We start from the raw sequence: 14,027 nt of genomic DNA, 5'->3' as shown, positions 1-14,027 counted from the left end.
TTTAATACGAAAGCAAAGCGAAAATAAACGAAACTACCCCGCTTTGGTCGTCGCCCCGCTATCATTAAGGGTTTCGATCAGTTCCACCTCATGTTCCGCGCACAGATCACGCAGTTGCTGCGACGAGCAACGGTCGGTGATGAACGTGTTGATCTGCGAAATATGGCCGATGCGTACCGGTGCGGTACGCTCCAGCTTGGTGGAATCAGAAACGAGGATGACATGGCGCGCATTGGCGATGATCGCCTGCGCGACTTTCACTTCGCGGAAATCGAAATCAAGCAGCGCGCCGTCCTCGTCCATCGCCGAAGCGCCGATGATGGCATAGTCGACCTTGAACTGGCGGATGAAATCAACCGCGGCCTCACCCACAATACCACCGTCGGATGAGCGGACCACACCGCCAGCAATGACCACTTCGATGGAAGTGTGCACACGAAGCGTATTGGCGACATTGATGTTGTTGGTGATGACCATCAGTTCGCTATGGTCAATCAGGGCATGGCTGACAGCTTCGGTCGTAGTGCCAATATTGATGAACAGGGACGCGCCATCCGGGATGATTTCAGCGGCCGCCCTGCCGATCGATTCTTTTTCATTGGCGGCGATCCGGCGGCGGGCCTCATATTCCATGTTCTCAACGCCGGAGGGATAAAGCGCCCCGCCATGAATGCGGCGCAGCAGGCGCGCACGGCACAGATCGTTGAGATCCTTGCGCACGGTTTGCGGCGTGACATCAAAAGCCGCGGCCAGATCGTCCACCAGAACCTGCCCCTGACGGCGAGCAAGGTCCAGAATTGCATTGTGACGAGGGGTAAGCTGCATTTTTTGCCCGCACTGAGTTTGTTAGAATTGCGAGCCTGTAATGTCTCTGTTTTCGGAGAGAAAGCAACCGCCTATGCCCGTCTGCACTGTTTTCGCATCCATTAGAGCGGTTTTTGTTTTCACGCATTCAAGCTGCGCAACGCCGCTCAATCGTCGCCCAAAGTGCTGTTGTACATATTGTGCAGCTTGCAGGCCACTTCGGTACGATTGGCAGCGCCGATCTTGCGCATGATGTTATGAACATGCGCCTTCACGGTGCCTTCGCTCATGCCGAGTTCGAAAGCGATCACCTTGTTGGAGCGGCCGATGCGAATCGCATGCACCACCTCGATTTCGCGCGCGGTCAGCAATTCGCCCAGCACATCCTCATCGATATCCGGCGGCGGCGACTTGATTGCCATGGAAGCGGGAATATACATGCCGCCCGCGCTCGCCAGATGGATCGCCTCGACGCAGACCCGGACATCGACCGAGGTGGGGATATAGCCTCTTGCGCCGATTTCCATGGCCCGCACCACCTGCGCCCATTCCTCGCGCTCCGCGAGAAGCACAATCGGCGATGGCGACCACATTTCCACGAGGGAGCGGATTTCTTCGGAAAAAAACGGATCGGCAAGCCGCTTGGCGCCGATATGCAGCAAAATGACGGCGCTGCCGTTGAACGCCTTCGCCTGTTCAGCAAAGGCATAGCACGTCACCGGCATTTTTAACCCGTTCATCAGGAGGCCGTTGAAAAGGCATTCCCGCTCCAGATTGCTTTTGCATACGAGTAGCAGATGGCGGTCGCTGTTCGGCAGAACACCGACATCAACCGCTCCATTGTCTCTATCTTTTGGCACAGCCCAAAGGCTGGCAACTCTGGCGTCCAACATCGGCGCGTCTCCCCGGCACGAAGGTTTACTAACTTCTACGCAGTGATCCGCCGACCTTGCCCCGCCGCAAGATCGGTATTTAAATGATGCTTATGACTTATATTGACGAATTCCCGCCATTCCATGTGCTAATATTGCTACCTCAAAGCATTCGTGTCATTAATTTATGTTAGCAAGTTGGAAAATTTATGTTGTCCGTAAGAGCGACTTAAACAGTAGGAAGATATAAAACTATATCTTTCGTTTAGTACGGAAGTGTTATGCATAGTGGCAGAGGCATTGCGGCACCTTCGGTGGGGGCGCTGATCGACTTACTGGAATCTTCTCCGATTCTGGCCGACCTTGATGCGCACGCAATCGGTGCTTTGGCTTCTCTTGTCGTCACCGAGAACAATTTTGCCCCCGATGCCATCATTATAGAACAGGGCGAGCGCGTCCGAAATGTGCATATGGTCGTGTCCGGCTGGGGCTGCGTCTATCGCGACCTGTCCGGCGGCCAAAGACAGATCATCGACTTTCCAATCCGTTGCGATTTCATCGGGCTTCGCACCGCCGATGGCTACAGTTATAATACGATTTCAGCCATCACGCCGATGAAAGTCATTGAAATTCCACTGGCTTCACTCGAAAACGCGATCCGCCGTGTGCCGCGTCTGGCGATGATCTTCATCGAGCTTCTGTCACGACAACGCGCCATGCTGATCGAACATCTGACCAATGTTGGTCGCCGCACCGCCTTTGTGCGCACAGCGCATCTGCTGCTGGAGCTGTCAGATCGGGTCAAGGCCTGCTGCATTGATGATCCCGATTCCTATTATTGCCCGCTGACGCAATATCAGCTGGCGGATGCGCTAGGACTGACGCCAATTCATCTCAATCGCATGTTGCGGGATTTGCGCGAGGAAGGACTTGTTCTCTTCCGATCCAACCGCGTCGAGATTCTGGATCGCGAACGCCTTGTTGCGCTCGCCGAATATGACGGCGAGTTCATGCGCATGTCGGTTTTCGACCGAAAACGTTAGACACATATTCGTGAAGGGATGGGTTTCTGGAAAATCGGGAACAGCTTCCAGCGTCTGAATGGTCGGAGTGAGAGGATTCGAACCTCCGACCCCCTCGTCCCGAACGAGGTGCGCTACCAGGCTGCGCTACACTCCGAACCAGTCGGTCGCAACCATGCGGTGCGACCGTTGTGGCGGCTTATAACGCTGCATTTTTGATGCCGCAAGAGCATGATGCAGTTTTTTTGCGGTCACAATCGCGACTGCTCATAAATATCACAGGATCAGAGCACTTCGGCTGGAAACACGGGCGTAAAGCCTGCGCCATAGGCGACGAAATGCGGATTGGCGAAGCCCTTCACGCCCTGCCCGGCGCGCTGTCCGTAAACAAACGGCTTGCCGTCGATGGTAGCGGTCATGCCGCCTGCGGCACGCAGCACCGCATCACCAGCCGCCGTGTCCCATTCCATCGTCGGCGCAAAACGCGGATAGATATCTGCTTCGCCGCGCGCGATCAGGCAGAACTTCAAGGACGAGCCGACCGAGACATGGCCGGAAATCTGGTTCGCCTGCAAAAAGCGCTCGGTTTCAGGCGTATTGTGCGAACGGCTGCACACGGCAATGCGTTGCTCGGCAACCGCGCGCGCACGGATTGTGCGGCGGCGGACAATCTTGTGGTCCGCAGTGGTTTCCGCTTCCTCGGCATGGTTGCCCGCACCCGTGAACAGCAGATTGCGCACCGGAGCATAGACAATGCCCGCGACCGGCACACCATCTTCGATCAGGCCGATATTGACCGTGAAATCGCCATTGCGCAGCAGAAATTCCCGCGTGCCATCGAGAGGATCAACAAGCAGAAAGCGCCGTCCGAGATGGGTCGGAAGACGACCGGCGGACACCTCTTCCTCGGCCACGACCGGGATATCAGGTGCGACAGACGACAATGCCGCAAGGATAATCGCCTCGGCGGCACGGTCTGCCTCGGTGACGGGCGATTCATCCTTTTTGCGCTCGACGGCGCAGCCATCGACATAATGCTTCATGATGACCCGGCCAGCCTCAAGCACGGCCTCTTCAAAAACGGCGAGCAAGGCTGCGCCGTTGGGGTCTGCTTTGGGAGAGGCTGGAATGTTCATCGCTCAGATCGACCAGGAATCGCTACCATAACTGCCGATAACACCACGTTCGGCCAGATACTTTTCTACTTCCGCGACCAGTTCGTCAACATTGCGCCCCGTCGTATCGAGGCGCAGTTCCGGCGACACCGGCGCTTCGTAAGGCGAATCGATGCCCGTAAAGGACTTGATTTCACCTCGTAGCGCCTGCGCATAGAGGCCTTTCGGGTCTCGCGCAATGCATTCCTCAATCGGCGTATCGACGAAGATTTCGATGAACTCTCCCTCCGGCACTCGCGCACGCACCGTGTCGCGCTCGGAGCGGAACGGAGAAATGAACGAAACCAGTGTGATCAGTCCGGCATCGGCCATCAGTCGCGCCACTTCGCCGACGCGACGGATATTTTCCGCCCGGTCCGCATCGGAGAAACCAAGATCGCTGTTGAGGCCGTGGCGGACATTGTCGCCATCCAGCAGATAGGTGTGCTTGCCGAGCGCATGAAGGCGCTGTTCCAGACGGTTGGCGATGGTGGACTTGCCCGAACCGGAAAGGCCGGTGAACCAGAGCACCGCCGGCTTCTGGAATTTCTGCGCGGCCCGTGCCTTGCTGTCGAGGTCGAAAGCCTGCAAATGCACATTGGTCGCCTGACGAAGCGCGCTGTCGATCATACCCGCGCCGACAGTCGCATTGGACACGCGGTCGATCAGCACGAAAGCGCCGGTAACACGGTTATCGGCATAAGCGTCCAGCACAATCGGGTCCGCCGTCTGGAGATAGCAGAAGCCGACCTCGTTGAGATCAAGACGCGCCGCATCCTCGCGCGCGAATGTGTTCACATCCGTCCGATATTTGATCTCGCTCACCGTCACCGGCGTCTGGTCGGTCTCGGTGCGCAGCAGATAAGCGCGTCCCGGCTGCAAGGCATCTTCGCCGAACCAGACAATATTGGCCGCAAAGCGATCCGCCACGTCCGGTCGCGCTTCTGCGCCAACCAGCATATTGCCACGCGAAACCTCAATTTCGTCTTCAAGCACCAGCGTGACGGCCTGTCCTTCCGAGGCGCGAGGCAGATCACCGTCATAGGTGGCGATACGCTTCACGCGCGACTGCTTGCCGGATTTAGCCACCACAACCGTGTCGCCCGCCGCAATCGAGCCCGAAGCTACTGTGCCGGAAAAGCCGCGGAAATCCAGATTGGGCCGGTTCACATATTGCACCGGGAAACGGAACGGTTTGGCTGCGGCTTCCGTATCAATGCGCACGGTTTCCAGATGCTCGAGCAGATGCGGTCCCTGATACCAGCCGATACGCGGCGACAGGCTGGTAACATTGTCGCCATAACGCGCCGAGAGCGGGATCGGCTGGATGCTGGCAAAGCCAAGGTCCTTGGCGAAGCTCATATAGTCGGCAACGATGCGGTCGAACGCTTCCTGCGAGAAGTCGACGAGGTCGATCTTGTTAACCGCCAGCACGATATGGCGAATGCCAAGCAGCGAAGCGATGAAGGAATGACGGCGCGTCTGCGTCAGCACGCCCTGTCGCGCATCGATCAGCACCACGGCCAGATCGGCGGTCGAAGCGCCCGTCGCCATATTGCGCGTATATTGCGCATGGCCCGGCGTATCGGCGACGATGAACTTGCGGCGCGGCGTCGAAAAGAAACGATAGGCGACATCAATGGTGATGCCCTGCTCGCGCTCGGCTTCCAGACCATCAACCAGCAGCGCAAAGTCGAAATCATCATCCGTCGTGCCGAACTTGCGACTGTCATTCTTGAGCGCGGCAAGCTGGTCTTCGAAAATCAGCTTGGTGTCATAGAGCAGACGCCCGATCAGCGTCGACTTGCCGTCATCGACGGAGCCGCAGGTGAGAAAACGCAACAGCGTCTTGCGTTCCTGATCGGCCAGAAACGCGGTCACGGCTGCGCTGGTTACGGAAGGCTTGCCAAAAGGCTTTATCGCGGCATTCATCAGAAATAGCCCTCGCGCTTCTTCTTTTCCATGGAACCGGCTTCATCGCGGTCGATGGCACGGCCCTGACGTTCCGACGTGCGGGCGATCAGCATTTCCTCGACAATATCCGAGAGGCTTGAGGCGCTGGATTCAATCGCCCCGGTCAGGGGGTAGCAGCCAAGGGTGCGGAAACGCACAAGCCGGTCTTCCACCTTTTCACCATCCCGCAGCTTCATGCGGTCATCATCGACCATGATCAGCATGCCGTCGCGCTCCACCACAGGGCGGCGGGCCGCAAAATAGAGCGGCACGATGGGAATATTTTCCTGCAAGATATACTGCCAGATGTCGAGTTCGGTCCAGTTTGACAGCGGAAAGACGCGGATCGATTCACCGGCTGCAACGCGCGTATTGTAGACCTTCCACATTTCGGGACGCTGGTTCTTCGGGTCCCAGCCGTGCTGCGCATTGCGGAACGAGAAAATGCGCTCCTTGGCGCGGGACTTTTCCTCATCGCGACGCGCGCCGCCAAAGGCCGCATCGAACTTGTATTTGTCGAGCGCCTGCCGCAGAGCCAGCGTCTTCATCACATGGGTATGGACATTCGAACCATGACTAAATGGGCCGACGCCATCGCGCACGCCATCTTCATTGATATGGACCAGAAGCTCGAAGCCCTTTTCGCGCGCCTGTGCATCGCGAAACTCGATCATTTCGCGGAACTTCCAGGTCGTATCGACATGCAGAAAGGGAAATGGCGGTGGCGCTGGGTAAAACGCCTTCATCGCCAGATGCATCATGACGGACGAATCCTTGCCCACCGAATAGAGCATGACCGGATTGGAAAAGGTTGCTGCAACTTCGCGAAAAATATGGACCGCTTCTGCTTCGAGACGCTGCAGATGCGTCAGGTTCTTGGTCAGGGATGCATGATGCACGACATTTACTCCCGGAAACCGGATAGAGACGAGAAAGCAGGATTACGGTTCTGACGGAGCGAAATCGGTACCCTGACTAAGTTGGCCGCATTGTCGTGAAAAGAAGCCCAAAAGTGAAAGAACGCTTTCGCGTATTCCGATGAACCTGCGCGAAAAACTTGCAGTCTTGACCACAAGGCCGGAACAAACTTGCGCAGCCGGCAAAAAGCGAAATTTCGCTTAAACGACGGAAAATCCTACTAAAATTGTGATATTTAGCGCTTTTGGGGAACAAAAGCCGGGTAAATTCTTGCTCAAAACAGCTGCTTCTCACGGGCATCTTGCGACGCACGGGACTGATAGGCGTTCAGTTTGAGAGAGGGATTTTTTGAAAGCACCCAACGGGCCAAACCGCCGTGGGGCTCAAAAGTGGTTCAGAGCAGGCCGAAGGTGCGCGCCTTCGCGACAGCCTGAACCTTGTTCACGGCAACAAGCTTGGTCAGCACGTTGCTGATATGAAAATTGACGGTACGGGTCGAAATATTGAGGATCGCCCCAATAATCTCGGCAGTCTTTCCTTCACTCGTCCAACGCAGGATTTCACGCTCACGCGCCGTCAGGCAGACTTCACTGGCACAATTCAGCCGTGGCACATTGACCAGTGTGAACATCGACAGATGCAGAAGATTGGTCACCATCTGCAACTGACGCCGCAAGGCGGTGACTTCGGCTGCGGTCAGCGGCTGGCCGCTGCGCAGGAATGTCAACATTCCAAACACGCCCTGTGCCGCCCAGCATGGTTGTGAAATACCGACCTTCAGGCCAAAGCTTTGCAGATCGGCCCATAATTGCGGGGTGTCCGCAAAGAGTTTCGACGACCAGACCAGCGGGTCGATACTGTGCAGACCGAGCCGAACCAGCGGATCGATCTCCACGTATTTTTTGGCGGCATAGAGTTCAGTCCAGCCTTTCGGCATGTCCTCGTAACGCACCCATTTGACCGCCCCATTCAAGGACGGAACCGACATGACATATGAAACATGGTCAAAGCCGATTTCGCGGGCATATTTTTTTACATATTCAAACAATTTGTCCGCATTACTGGCGGACTGCATGGCATCGCATAACAATTCCCATTTCATTGCTGCCATCCTAATATTTTGTTTTCAATAACTTACGCACAATACAGCTTTTACGCTCACAAAATTCCGAACGCACAACCTTAAATAGCATTTTCCTGTAACTCTCTCCAGAAAGATTGTTTTCAAAAAAGCTGAAACCTTGCGAAAAACAGCCGTTTTTAAACAGTTCTGGCGGCGGTCGATGAGAAGGCGCCAAAAATAAAAAAGGGCCTCGCATCGCGAGGCCCTTCTTCTGTTGGTTGTAACAGTTGTTTCGACTATGCAGCTTCTTCGGCAACATCACCCGGAATGTAATTGAGGATCGGTGCAAGCCAGCGCTCGACGTCGCGAACGCTCATGCCCTTGCGGCTCGCATAATCCTCGACCTGATCGCGCTCCACCTTGGCCACACCGAAATAATAGCTTTCCGGATGGCCGATATAGAGGCCCGAAACCGACGAGCCCGGCCACATGGCGTAGCTTTCGGTCAGTTCCACACCGGTCTCAGCCGTGGCATCAAGCAGACGGAACAGCGTGGTCTTTTCGGTATGGTCTGGCTGGGACGGATAACCCGGGGCCGGGCGAATGCCCTGATAAGGCTCGCCGATCAGCTCTTCCGGCGTATAGGTTTCATCCGCCGCATAGGCCCAGAATTCGCGGCGCACACGCTCATGCATCAGTTCTGCGAAGGCTTCGGCAAAACGGTCGGCCAGCGCCTTCACCAGAATGGCGGAGTAATCATCATTGGCGCGCTCGAAACGCTCGGCAATGGCCACTTCGCCAATGCCTGCCGTGACGACGAAGCCGCCGACATAGTCCTGCTTGCCGCTTTCCACCGGCGCCACAAAGTCGGACATGGCGACATTCGGACGGCCATCGCGCTTGCTAAGCTGCTGGCGCAAGGTGAAGAAGGTCGCAAGCTCCTCTTTCCGGCTTTCGTCGGTGAACAGCCGGATATCGTCGCCCACCGCATTGGCTGGCCAGAAACCGACCACGGCTTTCGGCGTGAACCATTTTTCGTCGATGATCTTCTTGAGCATGGCCTGCGCATCGGACCAGAGCTGGCGCGCGGCCTCGCCCTGCTTTTCGTCGTCAAGGATCGCCGGATAGCGCCCTTTCAGCTCCCAGGTCTGGAAGAATGGCGTCCAGTCGATATAGCGCGCGATTTCGGCCAAATCGTAATCGTCGAAAGTCTTCGTGCCGGTAAAGCTCGGCTTCACCGGAGCAAAGCTGTCCCAGTCGAGCTTGTGCGCATTGGCGCGGGCACGGGACAGCGGCAGGCGCTGCTTTTCCGCTTCGCTGCGGGCATGCGCTGCGGCGACCTTCGCATATTCCTCGCGAACGCCAGTGACATAGTTGCCCTTGGCTTCCGGCGACAGCAGGCTGGACACCACGCCAACCGCGCGGCTGGCATCAATGACATAAACCGCCTGACCGCGCTCGTAACGCGGATGAATTTTCACCGCGGTATGGACACGGCTTGTCGTCGCCCCGCCGATCAAAAGCGGAATGTCGAAACCTTCGCGTTCCATCTCAGCTGCCACATGCGCCATTTCGTCAAGCGATGGCGTGATGAGGCCGGACAGACCAATGACATCAACCTTTTCGTCACGGGCGACTTGCAGAATCTTCTGCGAAGGCACCATGACGCCGAGATCGATGATCTCGTAATTGTTGCAGGCCAGCACGACACCAACGATATTCTTGCCGATATCGTGCACGTCGCCCTTCACGGTCGCCATCAGCACCTTGCCGGCGCTCTGGCGTTCTTCGCCGCCATTGAGGCGCTTTTCCTCTTCCATGTAAGGCAAGAGGACGGCCACCGCCTGCTTCATCACGCGGGCGGACTTGACCACCTGCGGCAGGAACATCTTGCCCGCGCCGAACAGATCGCCAACCACGTTCATGCCAGCCATCAACGGGCCTTCAATAACGTGCAGCGCCCGCTCGGCAGATTGGCGAGCCTCTTCCGTATCGGCTTCGATATATTCGGTAATGCCGTTGACCAGCGCATGGGCAAGGCGCTTTTCCACCGGCCATTCGCGCCAGGCGAGATCCTGCGCCTTGGCTTCCTTCGAACCGGAATCGCGGAAACGTTCGGCAATTTCCAGCAGACGTTCGGTCGCATCCGAACGGCGGTTCAGCACCACATCTTCGCAGGCCTCGCGCAGTTCCGGATCGATGGCATCATAAACCGCCAGCTGACCGGCATTGACGATGCCCATATCCATGCCCGCCTGAATGGCGTGATAGAGGAACACGGCATGCATCGCCTCGCGCACCGGCTCATTGCCGCGGAACGAGAAGGACAGGTTCGACACGCCGCCCGAGACATGGACATGCGGCAAGGTCGTCATGATCTGCCGGGTCGCTTCGATGAAGTCGACACCGTAATTATTGTGCTCGTCGATACCCGTCGCTACCGCAAAAATATTCGGATCGAAGATAATGTCTTCCGGCGGGAAACCGACCTGCTCGGTCAGGATCTTGTAGGCGCGGGTACAGATTTCGATCTTGCGCGCTTCAGTATCGGCTTGTCCGGTTTCGTCAAACGCCATGACCACGACCGCCGCACCATAGGCGCGCACGAGCTTGGCATGATGAATGAAGGCTTCCTCGCCTTCCTTCATCGAGATGGAGTTGACCACCGGCTTGCCCTGAACGCATTTCAGGCCAGCCTCGATAACTTCCCATTTGGAGCTGTCGATCATGATCGGCACGCGGGCGATATCCGGCTCGGCAGCGATCAGATTGAGGAATTCGACCATCGCCTTTTCGGAATCGATCAGGCCTTCATCCATATTGATGTCGATGATCTGGGCGCCATTGGCTACCTGATCGCGCGCCACATCAAGGGCAGCGGCAAAGTCACCGGCCTTGATCAGCTTGCGGAAGCGGGCGGAGCCGGTCACGTTGGTGCGCTCGCCGACATTGACGAAGGGAATATCCTCGGTCAGCGTGAAGGGCTCAAGACCCGACAGGCGCATCAGCGGCGCGACCTTGGCAGGCTTGCGCGGCGGGTGCTTTGCAACGGCCTCGGCAATGGCACGGATATGTTCCGGCGTCGAGCCACAGCAGCCGCCGACCACATTGACCATGCCGTCGCGGGCAAAGCCCTCGATCTGGGCGGCCATCGCTTCCGGCGTTTCGTCATACTGGCCAAACTCGTTCGGCAGACCGGCATTCGGATAGGCGCAGATGAATGTGTCGGCGATATTCGACAATTCATCCAAATGAGCGCGCATGGCATTGGCGCCCAGCGCGCAGTTGAGACCAATCGTGAACGGCTTGGCGTGACGCAGCGAATGCCAGAAAGCCGTTGGCGTCTGGCCGGACAGGGTGCGGCCGGAAAGATCGGTGATCGTGCCGGAAATCATGACCGGCAGGAAAATGCCCTTCTCCTCGAACACTTGCTCCGAAGCGAAGACGGCAGCCTTCGCATTCAGCGTGTCGAAGATGGTTTCGATCAGGATGATGTCGGAACCGCCATCGATCAGCCCCCGGATCTGCTCGGCATAGGCAATGCGCAGATCATCGAAGGTAACGGCACGGAAGCCAGGATTATTGACATCCGGCGACAGCGAGGCGGTGCGGTTTGTCGGTCCAAGCGCGCCGGCAACGAAGCGGCGGCGACCGTCCTTCTGCTCGGCGCGCAAGGCAGCACGTCGCGCAAGACGCGCACCGTCGCGGTTCAGCTCATAGACCTGCTCTTCCATGCCGTAGTCGGCCTGGGCGATCGTCGTGGACGAAAATGTGTTGGTTTCGAGAATATCCGCGCCCGCAATGGCGTAAGCGTAATGAATTTCCTCGATGGCCTTGGGCTGGGTCAGTGTCAGAAGGTCGTTATTGCCCTGAAGCTGGCAATCGCAAGCGCCAAAACGCTCACCGCGAAAATGCTCTTCATGGAAGCCAAGGCCCTGAATCTGCGTTCCCATCGCGCCATCGAGGATCAAAATACGCTCGCGCGCCGCTTTCGTCAGCGCGGCCAGCACCTCCGAACCATCCGGCTTAGCAGCCGTTGCACCGAAGAGATCGTCGAGAGAAGACGCCATAAGAGTACCGCCTGTATTCTGATATGCATAATCGCAGAAGGACGCTTAATGACATAAACATATCTTTATGTCAATTATTGATCGACTTTCAGGGCATGATATGTGCACCCAAGAAAGAGGCCCCGAGACAATGCAACCAACCCGGATTTACCTCACCGATCTGTTGCCGGACAGAAAGAAATCGTGACCGCTCAAAGCCACCGCTCCGCCACAATGGACAAGCAAAATTTCCGCACGGATGATTTGCTTTTATGAGGAGCGACCTATGAAAAGGTTTGGTTATTCCCTGTTTGCCGCGTGTCTGTCGCTTGGCATGGGTCTGTCAGCCGCCGCCGGGACGGCCAATGCAGCGCAACCCTCCCTGATGACGACACCCGCCACCGCGTCGGCACAGACCTCAGCCCCCAATGCGCAGACCGTGCAATATTACGATTATCGAGGCGACCGGCGCTATTGGCGCTATGACCGACCGCGCTACCGGCCCTATTATCGGCATGACCGGCGTTACTGGGGCCCGGGACCAGTCTATCGTCATCGCCCAGCGCCCGCCTATCGCGGCGGCAACCCGCATGTCCGCTGGTGCTACAACCGTTATCGGTCATACCGCGCCTATGACAACACCTTCCAGCCCAATTACGGGCCGCGTCGCCAGTGCTATTCGCCGTATCTATGAGGCCGCAGCAAACGAAGAAAGCCCCGCAATGCGGGGCTTTTTCTAAACTGTCTCAAAGTATTTATGGCTGTTCAGGTGACATAAGCACCGATGGAAGCCGCGACCAGCCCGATTGCGACGGCAATCATCACACCATAAACGCGCGGCTTGTCGAAAAGTACGGCGAAAGCTGAAAACCAGCCCACGACCGCCGCTCCGAGCGCGAAGAGAAAGCCCGGCTTGTCGCCATGATAAAGGTTTGCCGCCATCAACCCGCCGATGATCAGCGCGCCGAAAACGATCATTAACCCCGTGGCATAACGCTCATAATCGTCCATTTAAATTCCTCGGTTCCGATCTCGCGAAAACTGCGACGGAAACTTATATCGACCTGTTTGGCCATTTAAGGGCATGGAATCTCTCACACCGCCACCCTAGCCTTCTCGCTCACACAATCATTATTCGTGGCGTTCTTCAACCATTTCGCAGCGCCATTCGCTGCAAATGTTACAACTTATCGTTTCTGACCGCCGTTCAGTCGTAAAATCCATGCTATATTGACCCCATGGAACCGTCTGGAATCACCATTTTTGAAACACCTATCGGCGCGTGCGGCATTGCCTGGCGCGGTGCGAAAGTCATTGGTGTTGAAATCGCCGATACAGACGAGAAAGAAACCCGCTACCGTCTTGGCGAGCGGGTGGGCGAACAGCTTTCCGATGCGCAGGTCGATGTGCCAGCCTTTGTGGCGCAAGCGATTGAAAAAGTGCGTGTGCTTCTCGACGGCGGATCACCGGATTTCTCGCAAACGCCACTGGCGCTCGATTCGCTCCCCGAGCTTAACCGGCAGGTTTACGAGATCATTCTTGAATTGAAGGCTGGAGAAACTACCACCTATGGCGCGATTGCGAGACGGCTTGGCGATGTCAGCCTGTCGCAAGCGGTCGGTTATGCGCTTGGCAAAAACCCGTTCCCGATCATCGTGCCCTGCCACCGGGTTCTCGGTTCCAACGGCAAGGTGGGCGGGTTTTCGGCGGCTGGCGGCACGGCGACGAAGCTGAAGCTTCTCAATATCGAGCGCGCCAAAATCTCCAGCGAACCCGACCTGTTTGGCGGTCTGCCGCTTCAAGAACGACCGCAAGCGGAGTGGTAACTACTCTTTATCGCTGACCACATCGGCAGAGAAGCGCAATTCGCGCATCGGGCGCACCAGTTGCGTCGTCGCATCGTAGGTCGGATGCTTCTTGAAAGCGAAAAGCGCTTCTTCATCCTTGAACTCGGCATAGACCACGAGATCGATGCGGTCACACATCGGATCGACCCTGGAATTCGGCAGAACTTCGAACACATCGGAATACGGGATCGTGGCAAGCTGCTCCAACCCTTTCCTGACTGTCTCGATATCCTGACCTTGCTTGACGCTGAAAAAAACAATGTGTCGGATCACGCCTCGACTCCCTGATAGTGACGAGGCGTATCTAGCGCATCAAGATAGCCAACAAAATGGCAAGTTTGAGCG

At 56.8% G+C, this 14,027-nt stretch carries 12 protein-coding genes and 1 tRNA gene; 3 read left to right on the top strand and 10 right to left on the bottom strand.

The annotated features are described in order from the left end of the window. Window positions 1-33 precede the first annotated feature (33 nt). Window positions 34-825, bottom strand: a complete 792-nt coding sequence (locus tag FHW03_RS02585) for a DeoR/GlpR family DNA-binding transcription regulator (RefSeq protein ID WP_182519216.1) — start codon at window positions 823-825, stop codon at window positions 34-36. Between the two features lie 146 nt (window positions 826-971). Continuing rightward, window positions 972-1,697, bottom strand: a complete 726-nt coding sequence (locus tag FHW03_RS02580; protein ID WP_182519215.1) for a DNA-binding response regulator — start codon at window positions 1,695-1,697, stop codon at window positions 972-974. Between the two features lie 260 nt (window positions 1,698-1,957). On the opposite strand from FHW03_RS02580, the gene FHW03_RS02575 reads away from it, so the two are divergent. Continuing rightward, entirely contained in the window at window positions 1,958-2,719 is a 762-nt protein-coding gene (locus FHW03_RS02575) for a Crp/Fnr family transcriptional regulator (protein ID WP_182519214.1), read from the top strand. A 59-nt stretch (window positions 2,720-2,778) separates the two neighbouring features. Here FHW03_RS02575 and FHW03_RS02570 read toward each other — a convergent pair. From FHW03_RS02570 to metH, 6 genes are all read right to left on the bottom strand, one after another. Then, window positions 2,779-2,855: transfer RNA gene (locus FHW03_RS02570), tRNA-Pro, on the bottom strand. Window positions 2,856-2,982: 127 nt separating this feature from the next. Beyond that, window positions 2,983-3,834 carry a 3'(2'),5'-bisphosphate nucleotidase CysQ gene (cysQ, locus tag FHW03_RS02565; RefSeq protein ID WP_182519213.1) on the bottom strand — a complete coding sequence of 284 codons (852 nt, stop codon included), beginning with the start codon at window positions 3,832-3,834 and terminating at the stop codon, window positions 2,983-2,985. Window positions 3,835-3,837: 3 nt separating this feature from the next. Continuing rightward, entirely contained in the window at window positions 3,838-5,784 is a 1,947-nt protein-coding gene (gene cysN / locus FHW03_RS02560) for a sulfate adenylyltransferase subunit CysN (protein WP_182519212.1), read from the bottom strand. After that, on the bottom strand, window positions 5,784-6,704 hold the full coding sequence (gene cysD / locus FHW03_RS02555; RefSeq protein WP_182519211.1) for a sulfate adenylyltransferase subunit CysD: 921 nt from the start codon (window positions 6,702-6,704) through the stop codon (window positions 5,784-5,786). Before cysD ends, cysN begins: the two co-directional genes overlap by 1 nt. Window positions 6,705-7,117: 413 nt before the next feature. Continuing rightward, the gene (locus tag FHW03_RS02550) at window positions 7,118-7,825 is read right to left on the bottom strand and encodes a LuxR family transcriptional regulator (RefSeq protein ID WP_182519210.1); all 708 of its coding nucleotides are present in this window, start codon (window positions 7,823-7,825) and stop codon (window positions 7,118-7,120) included. Between the two features lie 257 nt (window positions 7,826-8,082). After that, window positions 8,083-11,856, bottom strand: a complete 3,774-nt coding sequence (gene metH, locus FHW03_RS02545; protein ID WP_182519209.1) for a methionine synthase — start codon at window positions 11,854-11,856, stop codon at window positions 8,083-8,085. A 265-nt stretch (window positions 11,857-12,121) separates the two neighbouring features. On the opposite strand from metH, the gene FHW03_RS02540 reads away from it, so the two are divergent. Then, complete coding sequence (locus FHW03_RS02540; RefSeq protein ID WP_182519208.1) at window positions 12,122-12,529, top strand: BA14K family protein; 408 nt, start codon at window positions 12,122-12,124, stop codon at window positions 12,527-12,529. A 71-nt stretch (window positions 12,530-12,600) separates the two neighbouring features. Here FHW03_RS02540 and FHW03_RS02535 read toward each other — a convergent pair whose 3' ends face one another. Further along, the gene (locus tag FHW03_RS02535) at window positions 12,601-12,846 is read right to left on the bottom strand and encodes a hypothetical protein (protein ID WP_006465911.1); all 246 of its coding nucleotides are present in this window, start codon (window positions 12,844-12,846) and stop codon (window positions 12,601-12,603) included. A gap of 227 nt (window positions 12,847-13,073) precedes the next feature. Between FHW03_RS02535 and FHW03_RS02530 the strand changes: the two genes are divergently transcribed. Beyond that, a complete protein-coding gene (locus FHW03_RS02530) occupies window positions 13,074-13,661 on the top strand; it encodes a methylated-DNA--[protein]-cysteine S-methyltransferase (RefSeq protein ID WP_182519207.1) in 588 nt (195 codons plus the stop codon). Here the strand turns inward: FHW03_RS02530 and FHW03_RS02525 are convergent, their stop codons facing one another. Next, complete coding sequence (locus FHW03_RS02525) at window positions 13,662-13,955, bottom strand: Dabb family protein (protein ID WP_182519206.1); 294 nt, start codon at window positions 13,953-13,955, stop codon at window positions 13,662-13,664. Window positions 13,956-14,027: the final 72 nt, after the last annotated feature.

Origin of the sequence: Ochrobactrum sp. RH2CCR150 (assembly GCA_014138095.1) — a bacterium.
Classification (GTDB): domain Bacteria; phylum Pseudomonadota; class Alphaproteobacteria; order Rhizobiales; family Rhizobiaceae; genus Brucella; species Brucella gambitense.
This window is presented reverse-complemented; position numbering and strand designations above follow the sequence as displayed.